Here is a 24,492-nt window from a genome sequence, read left to right on the forward strand (position 1 = left end):
GGACATGACGTTCGCACTGCATCGCCGTACGCTGCTCCGGGGTTCTCTCGGGGTGGCCGGCGCCGGAGCTCTCGGCGCGCTCGCCGCGAGCGGCGCGGAAGGCGCCCCGCAGCCGGGCCCGCTGCCCGATGACGCCGCCATCTACGGAGTGCCCACCATCGACCCGCTGATCAGCCGGCGCGCCGACCCCTGGATCACCAAGCCGGTCGGCGGCATGTACTACTTCACCGGCTCGGTGCCGGAGTACGACCGCCTGGTCGTGCGCGGCGCCACCACCATCGCGGGCCTCGCCGGGGCCGAGGAGACCGTCATCTGGCGCCGCCCCACCAGCGGCACCATGGGCGGCCACATCTGGGCGCCGGAGCTGCACCGGATCGGCGGGAAGTGGTACATCTACTTCGCCGCCGGCGACGCCGGGAACGTGTTCCGGATCCGGACGTACGTGATGGAGTCCGCGCTCGACGACCCGCGCGACCCGGCCGGCTGGACCCTCAAGGGCCAGTTGGTCACCGAGTGGGACGGTTTCACCCTGGACGCCACCAGCTTCACCCACCGCGGGCGGCAGTACCTGGTGTGGGCCCAGAGCGAGCCGGAGATCGCGGTCAACACGAGCCTCTACATCGCCGAGATGGCGAACCCGTGGACGTTCAGAACCAAGCCGACCCGGATCACCACGCCCACGAAGAGCTGGGAGATCATCGGCTACCGGGTGAACGAGGGCCCGGCCGTGCTGATCCGCAACGGGAAGGTCTTCATCACCTTCTCGGCCAGCGCGACCGACGCCAACTACTGCATGGGCCTGCTCTCCGCCTCCGCCAACGATGATCTCCTGAAACGGGAGAGCTGGACCAAGCACCCGGACCCGATCTTCGTCTCCAACGACGAGACCTCCCGCTTCGGCCCCGGGCACAACTCGTTCACGGTGGCCGAGGACGGGGAGACCGACGTGCTGGTCTACCACGCCCGCGACTACAAGCAGATCGTCGGCGACCCGCTGAACGACCCCAACCGCCACACCCGGGTGCAGAAGCTCTACTGGCACGAGGACGGGACGCCGCTGTTCGGCATCCCGGTCGGGTCGGGCGGGCCGATCGTGCGCCTGTCGCCGTCCGACGCGCCGCGCTCGTTCGTCAAGCACGAGGGCGAGGTGATCCGGGCCGCGCACGCGCCGCGCGAGCTGGAGCTGACCCAGTTCCGGTTCGTGGCCGGGACGGACGGCGCCGAGACGATCCAGTCGGTCGACCAGCCCACGAGGTTCCTCGTGGTCAGCGGCACGACCGTCGGGCTGGGCGCCACCGGCACCCCGGTCACCCGGATCGCGGCCAAGGGTGGCGTCACCATCCGGGTCGCGCCCGGCCGGTACCTGCGGCACCAGGGCGGGCAGATCACGGTCGCCGCGAAGGCGACGGTCTTCAAGCTCAGCTAGTCCCTGATCACGGAGGGGGTCCGCCCCCTCCGTGATCTATGGCTCAAAACAGGACTTTGAGATACCTCTTTTAGTACGGTCGGCACGTGCGACTGAACCGCTCCACCGACATCGGCCTCCGCGTCCTGATGCTCGCCGCCGCACGGCCGGACGACCTGCTCACCATCGACGTGCTGGCCGACTCGGTGGCGGTTCCCCGCAACCACCTCGCCAAAGTGGTCCAGCGGTTGCAGCACCTCGGCCTGCTCGACACCGTGCGCGGCCGCAACGGCGGCGTCCGGCTGGCGACCGGCGCCGCGGGCGCGTCCATCGGCGGCCTGGTCCGCGAGCTCGAGGGCGACACCGAGGTGGTCGACTGCGGCGGGGAGACACCGTGCCCGCTCAACGCCGGCTGCCGGCTGCGGGGCGCGCTGCGAGTCGCACAGGAGGCGTTCTACGCCTCGCTCGACCCCATCACGATCGGCGACCTGGCCGCTCCCCCGGTCCGGCAGGTGCTCCTGACCCTCGGCCGATCTCCCCAGTGAAGAGGAGACCCCTCATGCTGTCCGCATCCAGCGCCCCGATCGTCGAGGCGACGCTCCCGGTCGTCGGCGAGAATCTCGAGGCCATCACCACCGTCTTCTACGAGACGATGATCGGGGAGAACCCGGAGCTGCTGAACCTGTTCAGCCGCAGCGCGCAGGCCACCGGCGAGCAGCGCAGCGCGCTCTCCGGGGCGGTCGCGGCGTACGCCGCGCACCTCATCGGCGCCGGACCGTCCGGCGTGGCGTTCGAGCACGTGGTGGACCGGATCGCGCACCGGCACTGCGCCCTCGGCATCCGCCCCGAGCAGTACACGATGGTCGGCCGCTACCTGCTGCGCGCCGTCGGCACGGTGCTCGGCGACGCCGTCACGCCGGAGATCGCCGCCGCGTGGGACGAGGTGTACTGGCTGTTCGCGGCGCAGCTGATCGGCCGGGAGGCGCGTCTCTACGCCGAGGCCGGGGTCGAGGGCGCCGACCCGTGGCGCTCCTACGCGGTCGCCAACAAGATCGAGGAGGCGCACGACACGGTCTCGCTCGTGCTGGTCCCGGCCGACCTGCGGGCCGCCCCCGGCTATCACCCCGGCCAGTACGTGACGGTCGCCGTCGACCTGCCCGGCGCCGGCCGTCAGCTGCGGCAGTACTCGCTGTCCCAGGCGCCGACCGGCGGCACCCTGCGGATCACCGTCCGGCGGGTCCGCGGCCGCGGCGGCGCCCCGGACGGCGTGGTCTCCGCGTTCCTGCACGACCAGGTCGGCACCGGCGACCGGCTGCGGATCAGCCAGCCGTACGGCGACCTCGTCCTGCGCCCCGGTGACGCCCCGTTGCTGCTGGTCAGCGCCGGGGTCGGGATCACCCCGATGGCGGCGATCCTGGAGCAGACGGCACGGACCCAGCCGACCCGCGAGGTGACCGTCGTCCACGCCGACCGGGACCCGGGCCGCCACCCGCTGCGCGGCGACATGCTCAGCAGCGGCGCCCGGCTCCGCTCGTTCCGCGAGGTCGTCTGGTACGAGCAGGGCGGCCCCACCGGCGCGCACACCGGCCTGATCGACACCGATCAGGTCCCGGTGCACCCGGACGCCGAGGTGTACCTGTGCGGCCCGGCGCCGTTCATGCAGACCGTCCGGGCCGGCCTGCACCGGCGGGGCATCCCCGACGAGCGGATCCGGTACGAGGTGTTCGGCTCCGAGCAGTGGCGCCCCGCCCCGGTCGCCGCCTGACAAGCCTTGAGCCGATCTTGGACGATCGACCACCGCGTCAGGTGGGCCACCGTCCAAGGTCGGCTCAGTTCTTGAACGGCGTAATGAACTCGTTCCCGCTCGCGGGTGTGTACCAGGACGACCGGTACATGTCCCGACGGGGAGGGAAGCCATGCCACAGGACCCGGAGGAGCTGCTCGCCGACTGGCAGTGGCGCGTCCAGCGGCAGACCGAGACCACCCAGGAACTGAGCCGGCGGATGCAACAGGTCACCGCCTCGGCCGAGTCCCGCGACGGCGACGTCGCCGTGACCGTCGACCACGCCGGCGGGCTGAGCGGCCTGACGTTGACCGACGAGGCGATGCGACTCGCCCCGGACGACCTGGCGCGGCTCATCATGGCGACCAGCCGGCGGGCCCAGTCCCGGCTCTCCGACGAGATGGCCGACCTGGTCAAGGGCATGTTCGGTGCCGACTCGGCCACCACGTCGTTCGTCGCCGGCACCTACGCCGACCGGTTCCCGGCCCAGCCCTCCGACGGCCACGAGGGGCGTGGTCGGTGATGGCCGTTCCCGAGTTCCACATCGATGTTGCGGCCATTGACGCCCATGCGACCAAGGTGGACGAGATCGCGGACATCCTCGATCAGGTGACCGCGGCCGCCGGGTATCTCGACCAGCAGGACTCGGTCTACGGCGAGTGGCCGAGCATGCTGATCCTGCCGATCCTCAACATCGCGCAGGAGTATGCCGTCCAGGAGTTGCGCACCGGAACCGACGCGACCTCGCACCTCGCCGACGTACTGCGCGCCATGACCGTGGACATCGGCCTCACCGACGACGAGGCGGCCGCCATCCTGAGATTCCGGGAGACGGAGCGGTGACGGATCCCTACGGTGGCTTGATCGCGGCGGAGAGTGGCCGGAAGTTCTACGAGGGCGCCGGCATCTTCGAGTCGGTCAGTGGCACGGTGGAGGGCATCGCGAACCTCGACCCGGGTGGCACCATCGGCAACGGCGCCGCCACGTTGATGTCGGGCCTCGGTGCCATCGTCGATCCGCTTCAGACGTTGTTCGCCGCCGGTGTGGGCTGGGCGATGGAGCACGTCGCGGTCCTTCGCGAGCCGCTCGACCGGCTGATGGGTGATCCCAAGTCGATCGAAGGCCACGCCGCGACGTGGAAGAACATGGAGAAGCGGATCTACGAGGCGACGGATGCCTTCGTTGCGGATGTCAACCGCACCACCGCCGCCTGGGCGGCCGAGTCAGCCGATGCCTATCGGAGACGCGCTCGCGGGCACGCCGACGCTGTCCAGGCGATGGGAAAGGTCGCAGACGGCATGGGCAGGGTGACAACGCTGCTGGGTGCCGTCGTCGGTGTGGCCCGCAATACGATTCGCGACATCGTCGCCCAGGTGGTCGGCGCGATCCTTTCCAAAGCACTGCAGGTCGCCACGGGCCTGCTCATGCCCAAGGCACTAGCGGAGATCGCGCTGCTGGTGGCCAACACGAGCACGAAGATCCTGGGCGTGCTGAAGCAGCTCTTCTTGAAGATCAAGGAGATCGGCCGGTTCGTTCAGAGAATGCAGGAATGGATCATGGTGATCAGCAAGTCGAACAATGACGTCCTGCGTCTGGTGGCACATCGGGCCGAGGCCACGGAACTGGTCCGGCAAGGTTGGACCGGCCCGGTGAAGGCCTACCGTGTTCTGGGAGAGGGCGACGTGCGGGTCTACGGGCCGATGCGTCAGGTCCTCGTCAACACCGGGCGCTCCGCGGCGGAGACCAACAGCTCACAGAACACCGGACAGTCAGCAGACAGCTCCAGGGACGACAACCCGGAGCCGGCGCCCATCGACATCCCGCTCTGAGGAGGTGCGCACCATGGGGTCCGATGACGACTGGAGGGCCAAGTACCGCGCCAGGATAAGGGCGCTCGAAGCCGAACAGGCCCAAGCCGAGGCGGAGCTGAGCGTGGCAGCTGCTGGCCCGGACTCCGACGTCGTCGACGGCCGCGGGAGCCGGCCGTTGCGTGACGTCTCGTTCCTGCTGGCGATCATCATGCTCTCCGGGATCGTCCTCCTGGCCGGTATGACGCTGGTCAGGTCGGCAGGCCGGGACTTCGACGACGCCCGCCGTGCCGGCTGGGCGACCGTCGACCGCTGCCGGGGACACGGCCCGGTCACCGGAAAGGGCTTCGGCTACTGGGAGACCTGCGACGTCACCATTCGCTGGGACGACGGAACGACCGGCTCGCTCACCAAGGACGGGGTCTTCACCTCGGCCGACATCGGCTCGAACGTGCGCGTCGGCGATCTGGGCAGGTACCGGACCAGCACGGAACTCGCCAAGCAGGACGCCCCCTACCGGCCGTGGCTCAAGTGGATCGGCGTGTTCGTCGCGCTGGCTGGTCTCCTACCGGGACTGTTCGCGCTCTTGATCGTCCGCGGATTCATTCGCGACCTCTTCCGGATCCGGCGACGGTGATCAACGGGGGAGGAAGTCGGCGCGGTTGAGGGTGGTGGTTCGGCGGCGGTATTCGGTGGCCTTGCCCGGCCAGTTGGCGACGACGCGGCCGGCGGCGGTGCGGTACCAGCTCTGGCACGCCGTCCACACCGAACCGGCCAGGCGGGACTGGATCTCGGCGTCGTAGGCGGCCGCGACCTCAGGCCGTACCTCCAGATCGTCGCCTGCCGCGACCCGCCGGACGGCCTGCGTGATCCACCTGGCCTGGGCCTCGTGGAAGTAGATCACCGAGGTGTTGCCGGTGTTCGTGTTCGGGCCGTAGACCAGGAACATGTTGGGGAAGCCGGGCACCGCGAGACCCAGGTACGCGTGCGCCCCGTCCCGCCATTCGTCGGCGAGCACGGCGCCGTCGCGGCCGGTGACCCGGATCGGGACGAGGAACTCGGTGGCGGCGAAGCCGGTGCCGTAGACCAGCACGTCGCACGGATGGTCCACGCCGTCGGCGGTGCGGACGCCGTCCGGGGTCACCGCGACGATCTTCTCGGTGACCAGGTCGACGTCGGGGCGGGCCAGGGTGGGCAGCCAGGCGTTCGTGAACAGCACCCGCTTGCAGCCCATCGGCTCGTCCGGGGTCACCTTGGCGCGCAGCTCCGGGTCGCGGACCTGCCAGCGGCGCTGACTCCACGAGTAGCCGCGGACCAGGGCGTTGACCACCCGGTTGCCGGTCAGGGCGGCGCCCGGGACGAGGGTGAGGCCCCAGGTGGCGGCGCGGGACAGCAGCATCAGCGACGGCATCCGGCGGTAGGCGGCCTTCCGGAGGCGGCCGTAGCGACGGTCGGGTTTGGGCAGTGTCCACGGCGCGGTGCGCTGGAAGACGGTGACGTGGGCGGCGGTTCCGGCGATCGCGGGGACGAGCTGGATGGCGCTGGCGCCGGTGCCGACGACCGCGACCCGATTGCCCGCGACCGGGACGCCGGGGGTCCAGTGTGCGGTGTGCACGGCGACGCCCGCGAAGCTCTCCGCGCCGGGCAGCGCCGGGATCGACGGTCGCGACAGTTGTCCTACCGCGGGGATCAGCACGTCCGCGCGTACCGAATCCCCATCGGAAAGAATGATCTCCCAGCCGTCGCCGGACCACGCGGCGGAAGCCACCTCGGCGCCGAAGCGGACCCGCTCGGTGACGCCCCAGACGTCCGCGCAACGATGCAGATAGGCGAGGATCTCGTCGTGCGGCGGGTAGCGGCGCGACCAGTCCGGGTTCAGCGCGCGGGAGTAGGAGTAGAGCGGCGCCGGCACGTCACAGGCGCACCCCGGGTAGGTGTTGTCGCGCCACACGCCGCCGGCCCGGTCCGCCTTCTCCAGCAGGACGATGTCGTCGAAGCCGGCGCGGAGCAGCTCGGCGGCGACCGCCACCCCGCCGAACCCGGCGCCGACGATCGCGATGCGGGTCATGGCCGCCGTCCGATGGTGAGCCGCAGCGCGGCGGGGGCGGACGCGGGCACCACGGGTTCGCGGGGCGCCACCGGTTCGACCGGCGCGAACCCGGACGACGGCCGCGGATCCGGCTCGCCGGCGTTCGGCCACAGCGCGACCGCCCGCTCGGCCAGGGCGGTGATCGTCAGGGACGGGTTGACGCCCAGGTTGGCGGCCACCACCGACCCGTCGATGACGTGCAGCCCGGGATGCCCGAAGAGGCGGTGGTACGGATCGACGACCCCCTGCGAGGGATCCGCGCCGATCGCGCAGCCGCCGATGAAGTGCCCGGTGACCGGCCGGCCCACCAGTTCGGTGTAGGAGCCGGTCGGCACCCCGTCCACTTCGGCGGCGACCCGGCGGGCCACGTCGTGCGCGGCCGGCACCCACACCGGGTTCGGCTCGCCGATGCCCGGCCGGCTGGTGATCCGCCGCCCGAACAGGCCCCGCCGGGTGTGCACGGTGATCGAGTTGTCCAGCGGCTGCATGGCCAGCAGCACCACGGTCTGGCTGGACCACTTCCGCGGGGAGAGGTAGAGCCGCATGTCCCGGCCCGCCTTCGCGATCGTCTTGACGGCCTGCCACCAGCGCGGGCGGCCCTCGTCGACCAGTGCCGTGGCGAGCAGCGCCAGCAGGTTGCTGCCGGGCCCGTACCGGACCGGTTCGACGTGGGTGACCGGGTCCGGGTGGATCGAGGAGGTGATCGCGATCCCGTGACTGAAGTCGCGGTCCGTGCGGCGGGTGCGCGCTCCGAGGATCGATTCCGAGTTGGTACGGCTGAGCTCGCCCAGCCGTGGGGAGACGTCCGGCAGCAGTCCCCGGTCGCGCATCCGGTGCAGCAGGCGCTGGGTGCCGAGGGCGCCACCGGCGAAGACGACCTGCTCGGCGGTGAAGGTCCGCTTCGTGAGCCCGCCGGTGCGCCGGGTCTCCACCAGGTAGCCGCCGCCGTCGCGCGGGCGCACCGCACGGACCGTGGTGAGCGGGTGCACCTCGGCGCCGGCCCGCTCGGCGAGGTAGAGGTAGTTCTTGACCAGGGTGTTCTTGGCGTTGCCCCGGCAGCCGGTCATGCACGACCCGCACAGGGTGCAGGTGCGGCGGTCCGGTCCCGCACCGCCGAAGAACGGATCTGCCACCGGAACGCCCGGCTCGTCCCCGAACAGCACGCCGACCGGGGTGTGCCGGTAGGTGTGGCCCACACCCATGTCGTCGGCGACCGCGCGCAGGGCCCGGTCGGAGGCCGTCTCGACCGGGTTCACGGTCACCCCGAGCATGCGTTTCGCCTGCTCGTAGTAGGGGGCCAGCTCGGACTTCCAGTCGGCGATGCCGGACCACTGCGGGTCGGCGTAGAAGGCGTCGGGCGGCTCGTAGAGGGTGTTGGCGTAGCCCAGGGAGCCACCGCCGACCCCGGCGCCCGACATGATCATCACGTCCCGGAGCAGCGTGAGCCGCAGGATGCCGTAGCAGCCGAACGCGGGCGCGTAGAGGTAGTCGCGCAGCCGCCAGGACGTCTTGGCGAACTGTTCGTCGGTGAACCGGCGGCCGGCCTCGAGGACGCCGACGCGGTAGCCCTTCTCGGTGAGACGCAGCGCGGTCACGCTGCCACCGAAGCCGGAGCCGATGACGAGGACGTCGTAGTCGTACGACATCGCCGTACCATCACACCCTTATTGGCAACATGTCAACAACTGGTTTCGGTCTTGGCTCGCACCGCGAATCACCTTCCGGTCCTCTCTCACCGGTGGAAGGCTGGCCCCATGAGCGAGCTTGCGAGCGAATCATCAGGCTCAGTCATGAGGTCATTGCGACGCCGGAGCGCAGCGGAGGTGGCGGAATGACCGAGCTGTCCTATGATCGCGGCGGATCCGGCCCGCCGCTTGTGCTCATCCACGGCCTGGGCAGCCACCGCCAGGTCTGGTCCCCCATCCTCGACGCGGTCGCCGAGCACCACGACGTGATCGCCGTCGACCTGCCCGGCTTCGGCGCCTCCCCGTCCTGGGCTCTCTCCGGAGGCCCGCTCCCCGGATCGGTCGCGCACCTCGCCGACCTGCTGGAGGCGTTCCTGGCCCGGCTCGGCGTGGACACCCCGGCGGTCGCCGGCAACTCGCTGGGCGGCGGCATCGCCCTGGAACTCGGCCGCCGCGGCCACGCCCGCGCGGTGACCGCCTTCGCCCCGATCGGTTTCTGGACCCGGGCGGAACGCCGCTGGTGCCAGACCGCCGTCACCGCCGCCCGCGCCACCGCCACGCGCCTGGACGGCTCCCTCCCGCGCATCATGGCGTCATCGGTGGGCCGGTCCGCGTTCTGCTCGCTCTTCTACGCCCATCCCGGCCGCCTCGACCCGGCCGAGTGCGTCGGCTCGGCCCGCGCCCTGGTCGCCGCGCCCGGCTTCGCCGAGGCCCGCGACGCCTTCACCCACCTTCACCCGTGGTCCTTCGCCGAGGCGGGCGCACTCCCCCGCATCCCGGTCACCATCGCCTGGGGTACGCGGGACGCGATCCTCCCCCACCACCAGTCGCGCCGGGCCCGCACCATCCTCCCGACCGCCCGCCACGTGACCCTGCCGAGCGCCGGCCACCTCCCGTTCTCCGACGCCCCCACCCGCTGCGCCGCCCTCCTCACCCCCTGACCCGGCCGCCGCTCCGGTGGTCGCGCCCTCGCCGCCGGCGTCCCGCTGATCGACGCGTGGGCCCGGCAGAGGTGGACGCACACGGTTAGGTGGGCTTGGCGAAGGTGGACGCACACGCAGGGCCCAGCGTGCGCGGAGGCCGACGTCATAGGGCGGGTGGGCGAACACGCACCCGCGAGTGTGTGCGCCCACCGTCAGGGAACCGCGAGTCAGGACGATCTCAGCTGGACCACCGATCTAACTCGAAAGTAGACCTACTTCCTCCCGATTAGGGCCGCTTCGCGCAGCGGAGCGGCAGGGACTCAGCCCGGCGGGCGCGGCACAGGCTCGACCCGGCAGGTGATCGCGGGGCTCGGCGGGGCGGAGTCGTTGCGGTTGGCCGGCGGCGCACCGCGTACCGGAAAGCGAAACGGCCTGGAGGACCGCTCAGCGATAGCGAACCGGAAGGTGTTTGATGCCGTTGATCCAGCCGGAGCGGAGGCGCTGAGCGGGACCGGCGAGGGTGATGCCGGGCATGTGGTCGGCGAGGGCGTTGAAGATGAGGTCGATCTCCAGGCGGGCGAGGTTGGCGCCCAGGCAGAAGTGGGCGCCGCTGCCGCCGAAGCCCAGGTGCGGGTTGGGGCTGCGGGTGATGTCGAAGGTGTGCGGCGCGGCGAAGACGTCGTCGTCGTAGTTGGCGGAGCCGTAGAACATGGCGACCCGCTGGCCGGTCCGGATCGGGACGTCGGCGAGGACCGTGTCGTGCAGGGCGGTGCGCTGGAAGGCGTTGATCGGGCTGCCCCAGCGGACGAACTCGTCGACGGCGGTACGCGGGCGGGTCTCCTTGTAGAGATCCCACTGTGCGGGGTTGGACAGCAGCGCGAGCATGCCGTGGGAGATCGCGTTGCGGGTGGTCTCGTTGCCGGCGACGGCGAGCATCAGCACGAAGAACCCGAATTCGTCGACGGACAGGTGTGAGCCGTCGATCTCGGCCTTGACCAGGGTGGTGACGATGTCGTCGCGGGGGCAGGACTGGCGTTCGTCGGCCATCTGCATGGCGTAGCCGAGCAGGCCCATCGCCGATTCCATCGGGTCGGCGCCGCTGAACTCGGGGTCGTCGTAGCCGATCATCGAGTTGGACCATTCGAAGACGTTGCGGCGGTCCTCCTGCGGGACGCCGAGCAGTTCGGCGATGGCCTGCAACGGCAGTTCGCAGGCGATCTCGGTGACGAAGTCGCCGAGGTCGCCGGTGGCGAGCGCGGTGTGGACGATCCGTTCGGCGCGGGTCTGGAGGGCGGCGCGCAGGCTGTTGACGGCGCGCGGGGTGAAGCCGCGGGAGACGATCGCGCGCTGTTTGGTGTGCTGCGGCGGGTCCATGTTGAGCAGGACGGCCTGCTGCATCTCGATCCGGTCGCGGGTCATGTCCGGCTGGAAGCGGACGATCGCGGTGTTCTCCCGGCTGGAGTAGGTGTCGCTGTCGCGGGACACGGTCATCACGTCGGTGTGCCGGGTGACCGCCCAGTACCCCTCGTCGTCGAATCCGGCGCTGCCGCGCGGCTGCGGGATCCAGCAGACCGGGTCGGTGCGGCGCAGTTCGGCGAACTCGGCGTGCGGTATGCCGTGCAGGTAGATGTCCGGATCGGTGGGGTCGATGCGGGTGCGCGGCTCGGCCACGGCTCCTCCTACGGCAACAAGTTCTACCGATTCAAACATGGCAACAGAGAGATTTGGTAGGTTCAATCGAGAACACGTTCTAGCTGGAGGTCGCGGTGGGGACACCGGTCATCGTCGATGCGGTTCGCACTCCGATCGGCAAGCGTGGCGGGTGGCTGTCCGGCCTGCATCCGGCCGAGTTGCTCGGCGCCGCGCTGCGCGCGCTCCCGGCGGCCGATGTGGAGCAGGCCATCGGCGGCTGCGTCACCCAGGGCGGCGAACAGTCGAACAACATCACCCGTACGGCCTGGTTGCACGCGGGACTGCCGCACGCGACCGGCTGCACCACGATCGACGCGCAGTGCGGTTCGGCGCAGCAGGCGGCGCACCTGATCGCCGGCCTGATCGCGGCCGGCGCGATCGACGCGGGCGTGGCCTGCGGGGTGGAGTCGATGAGCCGGGTGCCGTTGCGTGCCAACCTGGGCGACGCCGGCCTGCCCCGCCCCGGGTCGTGGGACATCGACCTGCCCAATCAGTACGTCGCCGCCGAACGGATCGCCGACCGCCGCGGCCTGACCCGCGAGGACCTGGACCGGTTCGGCGTGCGCTCGCAGGCGAACGCGGCACGGGCCTGGGCGGAGGGCCGGTTCGACCGGGAGGTGATCGCGGTCGGTGACGTCACCCGCGACCAGGGCCTGCGCGACACCACCGCCGAAGGGCTGGCCGGGTTGCGGCCGGTGCTGCCGGACGGGCGGCACACGGCGGGCACCTCGTCGCAGATCTCCGACGGCGCGGCCGCGCTACTGATCATGGATGCCGACCGGGCGCGGGCGCTGGGTCTGCGGCCACGGGCCCGGATCGTGGCGCAGTGCCTGGTCGGCGCGGAGCCGTACTACCACCTGGACGGCCCGATCGAGGCCACCGGCCGGGTTCTGGCCCGGGCCGGGATGAAGATCGACGACCTGGACCGGTGCGAGGTGAACGAGGCGTTCGCCAGCGTGGTGCTGTCCTGGCTCGCGGTGCACCGCGCCGATCCGGACCGGGTCAACGTCAACGGCGGGGCGCTCGCGCTGGGTCATCCGGTCGGCAGCACCGGCGCCCGGCTGCTGACCACCGCACTGCACGAACTCGAACGTATCGACGGCACGACCGCGCTGGTGACCATGTGCGCCGGCGGGGCGATGTCGACCGCAAGCGTCATCGAACGGCTGTAGAGGAGCACTGTCATGGTTCCGTTCCGGTTCATGCTGCTGAGCGCGGTGGTCGCGGCCGTGCTCGCCGCCATCGGCGTCACCGCGGTGATGGCCGCCATCAACCCGAGCGCGACCGAGGTCGCGACGAACATCGCCGACAACGATCCCGCCACCCCGCCCGATTTCTACGGCACGCGATAAAGATCAAAACCGGGCGGGGGTACGGGGAGAGCGCTCAGCCCTGCGGAACGGGCGTCGGCAGCGGCCGGCTGTTGTCCGGCGCCCGGTGCCCGCCGCGCGGTCCGGCGCCCCGGGACAGCAGCACACCGGCGACGATCAGCAGCAGGCCGAGGACGGCGAGCCCGATCGGGACGTACCGGCCGAGCATGAGCAGCAGGTCGCGCCCGTTCTCGGCCTCGGCCCCGACGGCGTCCATGGTGGCCTGGTCGTATTGCAGGTCGGCGTCGAAGATGACGACCGGGGCGCCGACGTCCGGCACGAGTTCCCGGTGCTGCTGTTCGCGGTACCCGACGATGGCGCCGGTCATCGGCTCGACCCAGAGGGTGCGGGTGGCCCGGTAGGAGATGGTGCCGGTGGTGGCGCCGGGAGCCAGGAACCCGAGCAGCCCGGCCAGGGTCTGCGGGTCCATCTCGGCCTCCTGTTCGGGCACCTGCTGCTGGAAGCGGTAGGTGGGCAGCCCGTTGAACTCTTCCTCGGCCTGGTAGTCGATGGGCAGCGCCTCGCCCAGGGTGGAGTCCCAGTACTGGTACGTGCGCTTCTCGGTGCCGAACGGGAAGAGGTAGAGCTGGCCCTCGAACTGCACGTTGCCGGGGGTGCATCCGACGCCGGTGGCCGGGTCGGCCTTCTCCTCGAGGTGGCACTGCCCGGCCCAGGGCACCGCCTCGCCGGTGGTGCGGTCGAGTGCGACCCGGCTCTCCGAACTGTTGATCATCTCGTCGGTGTCGGCCCGCCGGGTGGAGTGGTACACGTTCCAGACCAGGGTCTCGCCGGCCCGCTCGCCGGGGATCTCGGCGGCCGCCTCGAAGTCGGGTTTGATGCCGGTGGTGGAACGCAGGCCGGCGTGCTCCACGGCCACCTGCGGCGCCCCGTCCGGCAACGTCTTGACCTGCACGAAAGACGCATTGGCCGCCTCCACCACCACGTCCGGCGGCTCCAGGTCGAGCGGCACCTTCTCCTGCGAGGGCACGATGATCCAGACCAGGGCCATCGCGAGCAGGAGACTGAGGATGCCGAGTCCGAACAGGGCCGCGCCGGTGATCCGCCGCATCGCGGTCTCCCTTCGCAAAAAATAGAACGCGTTACAATCTACTGCTCCGTAACATCGAAGGAAACCCCCGGTGTCTCAGGCGTGCTGGCTGCTCACCGAGATGACCTCGCCGGTCAGATAGGAGGCGTAGTCGCTGGCGAGGAAGGCGATCACGGTGGCCACCTCCCACGGCTGCGCGGCCCGCCCGAAGGCCTCCCGCCCGGCCAGTTCGGCCAGCTCGGTCTCACTGATCACCCGGCTCAGGTACGGGTGGGCGGCCAGGCTCGGCGCGACCGCGTTGACCCGGATGCCGTGCCCGGCCACGTCCAGGGCGGTGCACCGGGTGAACGCCATCACCCCGGCCTTCGCGGCGGCGTAGTGCGCCTGCCCGGCCTGGGCCCGCCAGCCGAGCACCGACGCGTTGTTGACCACCGCACCGCCGCCGCCCTGCGCGATCATCTGGCGCAACGCCGCCCGGGTGCAGCGGAACGTGCCGGTCAGGGTGACGTCCAGAACCCGGTGCCACTCGTCGTCGGACATCTGGGGAACCGGCCGGTTCCCACCCAGTCCGGCGTTGTTGACCAGCACGTCGATCCGGCCGTACCGGGACACCGCGCCACCGATCAGCCGCCCCACCCCGGCCTCGTCGGTGACGTCGCAGGGGATCGCCCACACCCGGCCCGGATGCAGGTCGGAGAGCTTGTCGCGGGTTTCGCCGAGGCGGCGCTCGTGGCTGTCGCCGAGCACCACCCGGGCCCCCTCGTCCAGGCAGCGCCGGGCCACCGCCGACCCGATGCCGGCGCCGGCCGCCGCGGTCACCACGACGACCTTGCCCAGTAGCAGACCGCGCCCGGTCGGCCCGGTCATCCCCGGGCCTGACGGGGCAGCCCGAGCACCCGCTCGGCCACGATGCCGCGCTGAATCTCGTTGGACCCGCCGTAGATGGTGTCGGCCCGGCTGAACAGGAAGTACCGCTGCCAGCGCTCGGTCGCCTCCGGTCCCGCGTCACCGGCGGCCAGCACGTCCATGGCCAGGTCGCCGAGCCCCTGCCGCCAGCGGGTCCAGAGCAGTTTGATCACCGAGGAGCCGGCCGGCAGGTCCTCGGTGAGGCTGCGCAGCGTGTGCGCGCGCAGCACCGACAGGTCGATCCAGGCGCGGGTGAGCCGGTCGCGCAGGGCCGGGTCGGTGGTGGCGCCGGTCCGCCGGGCCACCGCGACCAGGTCGTCCAGATCCCGTTGGAAGCCGACCTGCTGGCCGACGGTGGCCGCGCCCCGCTCGAAGGCGAGGGTGGCCATCGCGACCCGCCAGCCCTGACCCGGCTCACCGACGACCAGGCCCGCCTCGGTGGTGGCGTCGTCGAAGAACACCTCGTTGAACTCGCTGTCCCCGGTGAGCTGCCGGATCGGCCGGACCGTTATGCCGGGCTGCCGCATCGGCACGAGCAGGTAGGACAGACCGGCGTGACGCGGGCCGCCGGGAGGCGCCGGCTCGGTGCGGGCCAGCACGAAACACCAGTCGGCCACGTGCGCCAGCGAGGTCCACACCTTCTGGCCGGTCAGCACCCACCGGTCGCCGTCGAGCCGGGCCCGGGTGGTGACGCCGGCCAGGTCGGAACCGGCGCCCGGCTCCGAGTAGCCCTGGCACCACAGCTGATCGACGGCGGCGATCGCGGGCAGGAACCGGTCGCGTTGCCGGGGTGTGCCGAGGGCGATCAGGGTCGGGCCGACCATGGTGGTGCCGATGTGGTCGACGCGACTCGGGGCGCCGGCTCTCGCGTACTCCTCATGGAAGATCACCTGCCGCTGGAGCGGCGCGCCGCGCCCACCGTGCGCCACCGGCCAGGCCAGCGTGGTCCACCCGGCCGCGGCGAGCCGCCGGGCGAAGGCCAGGCGCTGCGGGAAGGCCTCGTTCTCCCGGCCCGGGCCACCGGCGCCGCGCAGCTCATCGGTCAGATTCGCGGCCAGCCAGTCCCGGATCTCGTGCCGGAACGCATCGTCGTCGGTCACTGGCGCCACCTCCGGGATCACGCGTAGGCTCACGCTACCGACCAAGCACTTGCTTGGTAAAGCTCCTATCTTGGCAAGCCTCTTTGGGGGTCCCATGGAGACCGTCCCGGCGGCGCTGGCACGGGCGGCGCTCGAATTCGGCAGGCATCCGGCCCTGGTCGATCCGCACGTGCGCCGATGGGATTTCGCCGGGCTGCACGACGAGGTCGTCACGGTGGCGCGCGCGCTGATCGCGTCCGGGATCGAGCCGGGCGACCGGGTCGCGATCTGGGCCCCCAACAGCGCCCGGTGGATGCTGTCCGCGCTCGGCGTCCTCTACGCGGGCGGCACGCTGGTGCCGGTCAACACCCGCTTCACCGCGGTCGAGGCGGCCGACGTGATCGGCCGCAGCGGGGCGCGCGGCCTCATCGTCACCGGCCCGTTCCTCGGCACCGACCGGCTCGCCTCGCTGCGCGAGAGCGGCGCCGGGCTGCCGCCGTTCGTGCTCGCGCTGCCCGAGTGGGACGCCTTCCGGGAGCGGTCCGGCGAGGTGCCGCGCGACGCGGCAGAGGAGCGGGCTTCAGCGGTACGGCCGGACGACGTCAGCGACATCCTCTACACCTCCGGGACGACCGGCCGCAGTAAGGGCGCGATGAGCGCGCACCGGCAGTCGCTCGGCGTGGCCCGGGCGTGGGCGCGGATCGGCGGGCTCGACATCCGCGACCGGTACCTGGTGGTCAACCCGTTCTTCAACAGCTTCGGGCTGAAGGCCGGCATCCTGGCCTGTCTGGTCAGCGGGGCCACCGTGGTGCCGCAGGCGGTGTTCGACGTGCCCCGGACCCTCGATCTGATCGAGACCGAGCGGATCAGTGTGCTGCCCGGGCCGCCGACGCTCTACATCGGGCTGCTCGACCATCCGGTCCGGGGTGGGCGTGACCTGCGGTCCCTGCGCCTGGCCGTGACCGGGGCGGCCACCGTCCCGCCCGTGCTGGTCGAGCGGATCCGCGACGAGCTGGGGTTCGCCACCGTGCTCACGGCGTACGGGCTGACCGAGGCCGTGGTGGCGACCATGTGCCGGCCCGGCGACGACACCCGGACCGTGGCGTTCACCAGCGGACGGGCCGCCGCCGACTTCGAGGTGCGGATCGCCGGGAAGGACGGCGAGGTGCTGCTGCGCGGGCCCAACGTGATGCTCGGCTACCTCGACGACCCGGCCGCCACCGCGGAGGCGATCGACCCGGACGGGTGGCTGCACACCGGCGACGTGGGGACCCTGGACGACGCCGGGAATCTGACCATCACCGACCGGCTCAAGGACATGTACGTGTGCGGCGGCTTCAACGTCTACCCGGCCGAGGTGGAGCGGGCCCTGGCCGCCCTGCCCGGGGTGTCCGAGGCGGCCGTCGTCGGGGTGCCGGATCCACGGCTCGGCGAGGTCGGGCGGGCGTACGTGGTGGCCCGTCCCGGACACGAGCTGACCGCCGAGCAGGTGATCGGCTTCTGCCGGGAGCGGCTGGCCGGCTTCAAGGTGCCCCGGTCGGTCGTCTTCCCGGACGGGTTGCCGCACAACGCGAGCGGCAAGGTGCTCAAGTACCGGCTGCGGGAGTCCACATGAGCGAGCTTGCGAGCGAATCATTGAGCTCAGTCATGAACTCATTGCGACGCCGGAGCGCAGCGGAGGTGGCGCAATGAGCGAGGTCGTCCTCTATGAACGGCGTGGGCCGGTCGGCCTGGTCACGATGAACCGGCCGCGCTACCGGAACGCGCAGAACTCGGCGATGACGTACGCCCTGGACGACGCGTTCACGACGGCGGTCGACGACCCGGAGGTGGCCGTCATCGTGCTGGCCGGGGCGGGCGACCACTTCTCCGCCGGGCACGACATCGGCACCCCCGAACGGGACGCCGACACACCTTTCCCGCGCCGGGCGGTGACCTGGTGGGACCACACCGGACGGGACGGCGCCGACCGCAGGTACGCCCGCGAGATGGAGGTCTACCTGGGCATGTGCCGGCGGTGGCGGGAGATCCCGAAACCGTCCATCGCGATGGTGCAGGGCGCCTGCGTGGCCGGTGGGCTCATGCTGGCCTGGGTGTGCGACCTGATCGTGGCCGCCGAGGACGCGTTCTTCGCCGACCCGGTGCTGCGCATGGGCATCCCCGGCGTCGAGTACTTCGCCCACCCGTGGGCGCTCGGGCCGCGCTTCGCCCGGGAGGTGCTGTTCACCGGCGATCGTTTCGGGGCCCGGCGGGCGTACGAGGTGGGCATGGTCAACCGGGTCGTGCCCCGGGACGCTCTCGAGCCGGAGACGTTCGCGCTGGCCGCGAAGGTCGCCGCGATGCCGTCGTTCGGGCTGGCGCTGGCCAAGCGGGCGGTCAACCTGTGCGAGGACCAGATGGGCATGCGCGCCGGCATGGACACGGTCTTCGGGCTGCACCACGTCGCCCACTCCCACAACGCGGAGACCACCGCCGACCCGCTGGCCGGACTGACCCCCGCCACCATGAAGGCCGCCGCCTCCCCCACCTCTCCGGCAGCGCCCGGCGCCGACATGGGCGGGGTGGCGGAGTGAATCTCGACCTCGACGAGGCGGCGGTCCGTTTCCGGGACGAGGTGCGGGACTGGCTGGCGGCCAACGTCCCGGCCGGCCCCCTGCCGGGAGTGGACACCACTGCCGGGGATCTCGCGCATCGGTCCTGGGAGCGGCGGCTCGCGGCGGCCGGGCTGGCGGCGGTGGGATGGCCGGCCGAATACGGCGGGCGGGCGGCGCCACCCCTGCACACGCTGCTGTTCGACGAGGAGTACCACGCCGCCGGAGCACCGGTGCGAATCGGGCAGAACGGCCTGTTCCTGCTGGCTCCGACGCTGCTGGCGCACGGCACGGCCGAACAGTGCGCCCGGATCCTCCCGCCGATGGCCCGCGCCGAGCAGGTGTGGGCGCAGGCATGGTCAGAACCGGACGCGGGCAGCGATCTGGCCGCCCTCCGTTCCCGGGCCCGGCGGGTCGACGGCGGCTGGTCGCTGTCCGGCCAGAAGACGTGGAGCTCCCGGGCGGTGGTGGCGGACCGGGCGTTCGGGCTGTTCCGGTCGGCGCCCGGGGAGCGGCGGCATCGGGGCCTGACGTACCTGATGTTCGATCTGCGGGCGCCGGGCGTGACGGTCCGGCCGGTCCGGCAGCTCGACGGCGCGGCCGGGTTCGCCGAGATCTTCCTGGACGACGTCTTCGTGCCGGACGCCGACGTGATCGGCGAACCGGGCGACGGCTGGCGGGTCGCGATGAGCACCGCCGCCCACGAGCGTGGCCTCTCCCTGCGCGGGCCGGGCCGTTTCACCGCCGCCGCCGACCGTCTGGTCCAGCTCTGGCTCCACCCCCGGCCGGCTCCCAGGGCTGTCTCAAAGCCCCCGAAACAGCCCTGGGAGCCAGCCGAGCAGGATCGGCACGGGGATCGGGTGGCGGGCGCGTGGATCAGAGCACGCGCGTACCGGATGGCGGCGTATGCCTCGCTCGAGCGACCGGTGCCGCCGAGCGCGACCAAACTCTTCTGGTCCGAACTGGACGTGCTCCTTCACGAGACGGCCCTGGACATGCTCGGCCCGCTCGCCGAGACGGATCCGGAGTGGACCGCGGGCTACCTGTTCTCGCTGGCCGGGCCGATCTACGCGGGCACGAACGAGATCCAGCGGGACACCCTCGCCCAGCGGGTCCTGGGACTCCCCCGGGAGCCGCGATGAGACGGGAACCGTGATGAGACGGGAGCCGCGATGAGACTGGCGCCCTCGACGGAACAGCTCGCGTTCGCGGCGGCCCTGCACGGCCTGTTGGCGGCCGCCGACCTGCCGAAGGTGTCGACGGCGTGGGCGGACGGCGATCCGGGAGCGGGGCGGGCGCTGTGGTCGGCGCTGGCCGGGGCCGGGGTGACCGGGCTCCTCGTACCGGAACGCTGGGGCGGACAGGACGCCGGCCCGGACGATCTGATCGTCGCGTGCGAGGAACTGGGCCACCACGCCGTTCCCGGCCCGCTCGCCGAGTCGATCGCCGCCGTCCCGGCCCTGCTGACCGCCGCCGCGACCCGGCCCGGCCCGCGGGAGTGGCTTGCGGCGCTGGCCGAGGGCAGGCTGACGGCCTCACTGGTGGCGCCGCCGTGGCTGCCGCTCGCGGCCGACGGGGACAGCGCGGATCTGATCCTGGTGGCCGACGGCGCCGAGATCCGGCAGGGCCACGCCCGATCGGTGCTCCCCTCGCTGAATCCCGCCCGGCGACTGTCCGAGGTGACGCCCGGCGAGCTGATCGCTTCCGGACAGGACTCGCGACGGGCGATGGAACTCGGCGCCCTGGCCTGCTCGGCGCAGTTGCTCGGCGCGGCGCGGGCGCTGCTGGAGAGGTCGGTCGACCACGCGAAACAGCGGGCGCAGTTCGGCCGGCCGATCGGCTCGTTCCAGGCGGTGCGCCATCAACTGGCCGACGTCGCGGTGGCGATCGAATTCGCCCAACCGCTCCTGTACGCCGCCGCCGTCGCCCTGAGATCCGGGCCCGGCCCGCTGGACGTGTCGGCGGCGAAGGTGACCTGCGGGGAGGCCGCACGGCTGGCCGCCCGGGTGGCGCTACAGGTCCACGGGGCGGTCGGGTACACGCGGGAGCACGGGCTCTGGCGCTGGCTCGGCCTGGTGCGGGTACTGGATCTCGCCTGGGGCACGCCGTCCTGGCACCGGGCCCGGATCCTCACCGGCCTGGCGGGCGCCGGCACATCCCTACCGGACGGAGGGTTTGATTAACGTCATCCCCACGGATAAATCCGGGGGATTTCCCAGCTCAGACCGCATCCGACCCACCACCCCGAAGGGAGTCAAGCCGCATGTCTTACATCGTCAGCACTGGCACGGTCACGCTCCGCCGTGGCAAAACTTCGACAACACGCATTCATTCCAGCCGGTTTGGTTCTCACCGGCCGGACGTGGCGAACGTTAGCACATCTGTTCACTTGCGCCCCACGGGTGGGACGCCGGATCCGCCTCGGCGGCGAACCGGCTTTCCGTGTCCTGCTCCGCAGGGAATCCGTTTCCTCCCCACGGCTGAAGCCGGGGGTTTCCACGGAGGTTTTCGATGATCGAGGAGCGTGCGGCTCTGCGGGCGGCGGTGCGGGACCTGGCCGGTGGCCATGCGGCACGGGACGGGTTCGACGCGGGGTTGTGGGGGCGGCTCTGCAAGGAGATCGGCGTGGCGGGGCTGACGGTTCCGGAGCGGTACGGCGGCTCCGGCGCCACCCTGACCGAGGCGGCCGTGGTGCTGGAGGAGCTGGGGCGGCAGCTGACCCCCGGCCCGATGCTGGGGTGCGGGGTGCTGGCCACGCATCTGCTGCTGCGGTCCGGTGACACCCGGCTTCTTCCCGGGATCTGCGCCGGGGCACGGATCGTGGCGGTGGCCTGGGAGGGGTCCGGGAGCGCCGCGGACGGGCTGGTCAGCGGCTCGTTCTCCGACGTCCTGGACCTGGCGATCGCGGACACGCTGCTGGTGGCGTTGCCGACCGGGCTGTACGAGGTCGATCCCAGGAGCGCCGAACCGCTGACGGTCGACACGTTCGATCCGACGCGGCCGTTGAGCGCGATCCGGCTCGACCGGGTGCCCGGGCGGCGTCTCGGGGAGGCGGCGCCGATCCGGGATCTGGCCATGGTGGCGCTGGCCGCCGAGCAGACCGGCACGGCGGAACGGGCACTCGAGCTGACGGTCGAGTACGTGCGGGTGCGGCATCAGTTCGGGCGGCCGATCGGGTCGTTCCAGGTGCTGCAGCACCGGCTGGCCGAGGCGTACCTCCGGGTGCAGGCGGCCCGGTCGGCGGCGAACGCGGCGCTCACGGGCGGCGGCGCCGAGGCCACCATCGCGAAGATCCACTGCTCGGAGACGCTGCGGGCGGTGGCCGCCGAGATGGTGCAGATGCACGGCGGCCTGGCGATCACCTGGGAACACGACGCACACCTCTACCTGCGGCGGGCCTGGGCGTCGGCCCGGCTGTTCGGGCAGCCGTCCGACCATGTCACCCGGCTGGCGTCGTCCCTGTTGGACGGTTGACCCGATCCGGCCCGAGGATCGGGACGGGTGAATCGGCGGGCGGTGCGGCGTGCGCGCGGCGACTAGCATGATCCGGTGCTTTCACCGGGTGTCGTGCTCAATGGCCGCTACCAGCTGACCCAGCGCATCGCCGCGGGCGGCATGGGTGAGGTGTGGCGCGGCAACGACCTGCTGCTGCACCGGGAGATCGCGGTCAAGGTGCTGCTCCCGGCGCTGATGTCCGATGCGGACTTCATCACCCGGTTCCGGTCCGAGGCGCGGATGATGGCGGCGCTGCGGCATCCGGGGATCGTGCAGGTCTACGACTACGGCGAGAACGCGGCGGTCGGCGCGCACCGGCTCGACTACCTGGTGATGGAGTACATCGACGGCACCCCGCTGTCGAAGCGGATCCAGCAGGCGGGCCGGCTCGGTCCGGCCGAGACGATGACGATCGTGGCGCAGGTCGCCGAGGCGCTCCAGACCGCGCACGAGGCCGGCATCATCCACCGCGACGTCAAGCCGAGCAATCTGCTGGTCCGTCCGGCCGGCGCGATCGTGCTGGTCGACTTCGGGGTCGCCCGGTCGGCCGGGATCACCGGCATCACCAGCACGAACGTGGTCCTCGGCAGCGCGCACTACATGGCGCCGGAGCAGGCGGAGGGCCGTCCGGTGACGGCCGCCACCGACATGTACGCGCTCGGCGCGGTGGCGTTCTGCTGCCTCACCGGCCGCCCGCCCTACGTCGGTGACAACCCGCTCGCCGTCCTGGCCCAGCTGGTGCACGGCAATCCGCCGGTCCTGCCGCCGGATGTGCCGCCCGCCACGGCGTCGGTGGTGATGCGCGCGCTCGCACGCGATCCGGCTCAGCGTTTCCCTCACGCCGCCGGTCTGGCCGCGGCTGCGCGGGCCGCTTCAAACCATTCGGGGTACGCGGTGAGCACCCCGATTCCCCCGAACCCGGCCCCACCGAACCGGTTCCCGGCAGGCCCCACCGTGCCACCGTCCGGCGCCGCCTCCGCCCCGTCATCCGGCGCCGCTGCCGCCCCGTCATTCGGCGCCGCCCCGATCCCGCCGGGCGGCGCTCCTGGGATGCCCGGCAGCTCTCCTGGGATGCCTGGCGGCTCTCCTGGGATGCCTGGCTCTCCTGGGATGCCTGGCTCTCCTGGGATGCCGGGCGGTTCGGCCGTTTCCGGGGCGGTCTCGCTCGGCTCGCTGCGGCACGAGACCGGGACGAACGCGGGCGCGACCGGGGCGCATCCTGGCAGGAGCCGCCGGCTGACCGTGGCGCTGGCCGCCGTGGCGGTCGGTCTCATGCTGGCGGGCGGCGGCATCGTGCTGGGCAACCAGTGGAGGTCCGGCGAGCCCGAGACGGTCAGCGAGTTCGACAGCGGCGGCCAGCCACCGGCCGGTGACGGTGAGAGCCCGCGTGCCCGCGACCAGGTGACCGACCGGCCGATCGAGCAGCGCAAGCCGTCGGCGAACGGCGACGAGCCGGCCAAGCCCACCACGCCGGTGAACGGGTCGTCGCCGGCCGTCTCGGCCCCGGCCGGCGATCCGACCGCCACGGCGAGCACCGACCCGGCCGTGTCAACCTCGCCGACGCCGACCACGACGACCGAGACGAACCCGTACAAACCGGTGGACATCTGCGGCAGCGGCTACTCGGTGATCGACAAGCAGCCCCTGACCACGGCCGCCGGCGTCAAGCGGGGCGTCGTCTACCTGCTCTACGCGGCGGACGGCTCGAACTGTGTGGTCACCGTCAAGAGCAACACGCTCGACCAGAAGACCGCGATGTCCGCCACCCTGCAGGTGAAGGGCGGCACCCAGCACCTCGACAAGGGCTCGTTCCAGTACTACGCCGGCCCGGTACACGCCGCGGCCGACGGGATCTGCGTCAAGTGGGGCGGCACCATCGGCGGCCTGACCTACCAGAGCCCCTTCGAGCACTGCGGCTGACGATCACATCCGGTCGATCTCGGTGAGGTCGATGTCGATCTCGAAAGGAACCTTGAGGTCCACCCGACCGTGGAAGATCCCGGTCGGCACGTACTGACGCGTTGCCGGCTCGATCTCGAAGGCGTAGACGACCGGGCTTCCGTCGTTCTCCTCCACCCGCCAGAAATGCGGGATCCCGGCGCCGGCGTAGAGCAGCGGCTTACGCACACGGTCGCGCTCCTGCGACTCAGGTGAGACGACCTCCACCGCGAGCACGACCGCCTCCGCCGGATACCAGCTCGCGTCGTCGTCGATCTCCGCGGCCGCATGCACCACGATGAGGTCCGGCTCCGGCCGCTGCCGGGGGCCCAGCACCACGGACATCTCCCGGCTCACGTGAAACGAGTCCCGCGGTGCCGACCGGGCGAGCGCGTTCTCCAGCAGGCGCAGCATCTTCATGTGGAAGCGCTTCTGCGGGCTCACGACGATGATGCTTCCGTCGATGAGTTCCGCGTGCCGCGGCAGATCGGGAATGCGATCCAGGTCATCCGCGGTATGCCCCTCCGCTGGCGGAATGTGCCACTCTGCCGCCGGCTCGGCGCTCATGAAACCTACCCCCTCCAGGGAAAGCTGGCTCACCCCGTAGCCTACCCATCCGGCCGCCCGAACAGACCTCACCGCTGCTCGGTGGCCCTGCTCCAGGCACATCAGCCACCAGG

General features: G+C 71.7%; 23 protein-coding genes. 16 read left to right on the top strand and 7 right to left on the bottom strand.

The window, feature by feature from the left end; genetic code table 11:
• Positions 1–4 precede the first annotated feature (4 nt).
• The 7 genes from IEZ13_RS15050 to IEZ13_RS15080 all read left to right on the top strand — a co-directional run bounded on the left by IEZ13_RS15050 (position 5) and on the right by IEZ13_RS15080 (position 5,633).
• Positions 5–1,426, top strand: coding sequence for a family 43 glycosylhydrolase (locus IEZ13_RS15050; protein WP_183221957.1), 1,422 nt, complete (start codon positions 5–7; stop codon positions 1,424–1,426).
• An 86-nt stretch (positions 1,427–1,512) separates the two neighbouring features.
• Positions 1,513–1,950, top strand: coding sequence for an RrF2 family transcriptional regulator (locus tag IEZ13_RS15055; RefSeq protein ID WP_183221956.1), 438 nt, complete (start codon positions 1,513–1,515; stop codon positions 1,948–1,950).
• A gap of 14 nt (positions 1,951–1,964) precedes the next feature.
• Positions 1,965–3,170, top strand: a complete 1,206-nt coding sequence (locus IEZ13_RS15060; protein ID WP_183221955.1) for a globin domain-containing protein — start codon at positions 1,965–1,967, stop codon at positions 3,168–3,170.
• Between the two features lie 151 nt (positions 3,171–3,321).
• Positions 3,322–3,711 (top strand): YbaB/EbfC family nucleoid-associated protein, encoded by a 390-nt coding sequence (locus IEZ13_RS15065; protein ID WP_183221954.1) that lies wholly within the window; start codon positions 3,322–3,324, stop codon positions 3,709–3,711.
• Complete coding sequence (locus IEZ13_RS15070) at positions 3,711–4,031, top strand: hypothetical protein (protein WP_183221953.1); 321 nt, start codon at positions 3,711–3,713, stop codon at positions 4,029–4,031. The genes IEZ13_RS15065 and IEZ13_RS15070 overlap by 1 nt, the downstream gene beginning before the upstream one ends.
• On the top strand, positions 4,028–5,017 hold the full coding sequence (locus tag IEZ13_RS15075) for a hypothetical protein (RefSeq protein WP_183221952.1): 990 nt from the start codon (positions 4,028–4,030) through the stop codon (positions 5,015–5,017). The genes IEZ13_RS15070 and IEZ13_RS15075 overlap by 4 nt, the downstream gene beginning before the upstream one ends.
• A 13-nt stretch (positions 5,018–5,030) precedes the next feature.
• Entirely contained in the window at positions 5,031–5,633 is a 603-nt protein-coding gene (locus IEZ13_RS15080; RefSeq protein ID WP_183221951.1) for a DUF6346 domain-containing protein, read from the top strand.
• Here IEZ13_RS15080 and IEZ13_RS15085 read toward each other — a convergent pair whose 3' ends face one another.
• Both IEZ13_RS15085 and IEZ13_RS15090 read right to left on the bottom strand, forming a co-directional pair.
• A complete protein-coding gene (locus IEZ13_RS15085; protein WP_183221950.1) occupies positions 5,634–7,064 on the bottom strand; it encodes a flavin-containing monooxygenase in 1,431 nt (476 codons plus the stop codon).
• Positions 7,061–8,731 carry a GMC oxidoreductase gene (locus IEZ13_RS15090; protein WP_183221949.1) on the bottom strand — a complete coding sequence of 557 codons (1,671 nt, stop codon included), beginning with the start codon at positions 8,729–8,731 and terminating at the stop codon, positions 7,061–7,063. The genes IEZ13_RS15085 and IEZ13_RS15090 overlap by 4 nt, the downstream gene beginning before the upstream one ends.
• 185 nt (positions 8,732–8,916) lie before the next feature.
• Between IEZ13_RS15090 and IEZ13_RS15095 the strand changes: the two genes are divergently transcribed.
• A complete protein-coding gene (locus IEZ13_RS15095) occupies positions 8,917–9,711 on the top strand; it encodes an alpha/beta fold hydrolase (RefSeq protein ID WP_183221948.1) in 795 nt (264 codons plus the stop codon).
• A gap of 426 nt (positions 9,712–10,137) precedes the next feature.
• Here the strand turns inward: IEZ13_RS15095 and IEZ13_RS15100 are convergent, their stop codons facing one another.
• Positions 10,138–11,364 carry a cytochrome P450 gene (locus IEZ13_RS15100; protein ID WP_229794707.1) on the bottom strand — a complete coding sequence of 409 codons (1,227 nt, stop codon included), beginning with the start codon at positions 11,362–11,364 and terminating at the stop codon, positions 10,138–10,140.
• A gap of 95 nt (positions 11,365–11,459) precedes the next feature.
• Here IEZ13_RS15100 and IEZ13_RS15105 point away from each other — a divergent pair, with 95 nt between their 5' ends.
• Both IEZ13_RS15105 and IEZ13_RS15110 read left to right on the top strand, forming a co-directional pair.
• The gene (locus IEZ13_RS15105; RefSeq protein ID WP_183221946.1) at positions 11,460–12,557 is read left to right on the top strand and encodes a steroid 3-ketoacyl-CoA thiolase; all 1,098 of its coding nucleotides are present in this window, start codon (positions 11,460–11,462) and stop codon (positions 12,555–12,557) included.
• Positions 12,558–12,569: 12 nt separating this feature from the next.
• Positions 12,570–12,737 carry a hypothetical protein gene (locus tag IEZ13_RS15110; RefSeq protein ID WP_183221945.1) on the top strand — a complete coding sequence of 56 codons (168 nt, stop codon included), beginning with the start codon at positions 12,570–12,572 and terminating at the stop codon, positions 12,735–12,737.
• Between the two features lie 34 nt (positions 12,738–12,771).
• On the opposite strand, the gene pgfA is transcribed toward IEZ13_RS15110, so the two are convergent.
• The 3 genes from pgfA to IEZ13_RS15125 form a co-directional block, all read right to left on the bottom strand.
• Positions 12,772–13,824: a cell envelope lipid trafficking protein PgfA gene (gene pgfA / locus IEZ13_RS15115; RefSeq protein WP_183221944.1), complete on the bottom strand. Its 1,053-nt coding sequence runs from the start codon at positions 13,822–13,824 to the stop codon at positions 12,772–12,774.
• A 75-nt stretch (positions 13,825–13,899) separates the two neighbouring features.
• Positions 13,900–14,670 carry an SDR family oxidoreductase gene (locus tag IEZ13_RS15120; protein WP_183221943.1) on the bottom strand — a complete coding sequence of 257 codons (771 nt, stop codon included), beginning with the start codon at positions 14,668–14,670 and terminating at the stop codon, positions 13,900–13,902.
• Entirely contained in the window at positions 14,667–15,842 is a 1,176-nt protein-coding gene (locus IEZ13_RS15125) for an acyl-CoA dehydrogenase family protein (RefSeq protein ID WP_229794708.1), read from the bottom strand. Before IEZ13_RS15125 ends, IEZ13_RS15120 begins: the two co-directional genes overlap by 4 nt.
• Before the next feature lie 61 nt (positions 15,843–15,903).
• Here IEZ13_RS15125 and IEZ13_RS15130 point away from each other — a divergent pair, with 61 nt between their 5' ends.
• The 6 genes from IEZ13_RS15130 (at position 15,904) to IEZ13_RS47880 (ending at position 23,794) form a co-directional block, all read left to right on the top strand.
• Positions 15,904–17,403, top strand: coding sequence for a FadD3 family acyl-CoA ligase (locus IEZ13_RS15130; protein WP_183221941.1), 1,500 nt, complete (start codon positions 15,904–15,906; stop codon positions 17,401–17,403).
• A 73-nt stretch (positions 17,404–17,476) separates the two neighbouring features.
• Positions 17,477–18,361, top strand: a complete 885-nt coding sequence (locus IEZ13_RS15135) for an enoyl-CoA hydratase (RefSeq protein ID WP_183221940.1) — start codon at positions 17,477–17,479, stop codon at positions 18,359–18,361.
• Positions 18,358–19,521, top strand: coding sequence for an acyl-CoA dehydrogenase family protein (locus IEZ13_RS15140; protein ID WP_183221939.1), 1,164 nt, complete (start codon positions 18,358–18,360; stop codon positions 19,519–19,521). Before IEZ13_RS15135 ends, IEZ13_RS15140 begins: the two co-directional genes overlap by 4 nt.
• 30 nt (positions 19,522–19,551) lie before the next feature.
• The gene (locus IEZ13_RS15145) at positions 19,552–20,562 is read left to right on the top strand and encodes an acyl-CoA dehydrogenase family protein (protein ID WP_183221938.1); all 1,011 of its coding nucleotides are present in this window, start codon (positions 19,552–19,554) and stop codon (positions 20,560–20,562) included.
• A 328-nt stretch (positions 20,563–20,890) separates the two neighbouring features.
• Positions 20,891–21,853, top strand: a complete 963-nt coding sequence (locus IEZ13_RS15150) for an acyl-CoA dehydrogenase family protein (RefSeq protein WP_183221937.1) — start codon at positions 20,891–20,893, stop codon at positions 21,851–21,853.
• Positions 21,854–21,928: 75 nt separating this feature from the next.
• The gene (locus IEZ13_RS47880) at positions 21,929–23,794 is read left to right on the top strand and encodes a serine/threonine-protein kinase (RefSeq protein WP_183221936.1); all 1,866 of its coding nucleotides are present in this window, start codon (positions 21,929–21,931) and stop codon (positions 23,792–23,794) included.
• Positions 23,795–23,797: 3 nt separating this feature from the next.
• On the opposite strand, the gene IEZ13_RS15160 is transcribed toward IEZ13_RS47880, so the two are convergent.
• Positions 23,798–24,481 carry a Uma2 family endonuclease gene (locus IEZ13_RS15160; RefSeq protein WP_229794709.1) on the bottom strand — a complete coding sequence of 228 codons (684 nt, stop codon included), beginning with the start codon at positions 24,479–24,481 and terminating at the stop codon, positions 23,798–23,800.
• Positions 24,482–24,492 lie beyond the last annotated feature (11 nt).

This window comes from Actinoplanes campanulatus (genome assembly GCF_014647795.1).
GTDB lineage: Bacteria > Actinomycetota > Actinomycetes > Mycobacteriales > Micromonosporaceae > Actinoplanes > Actinoplanes campanulatus.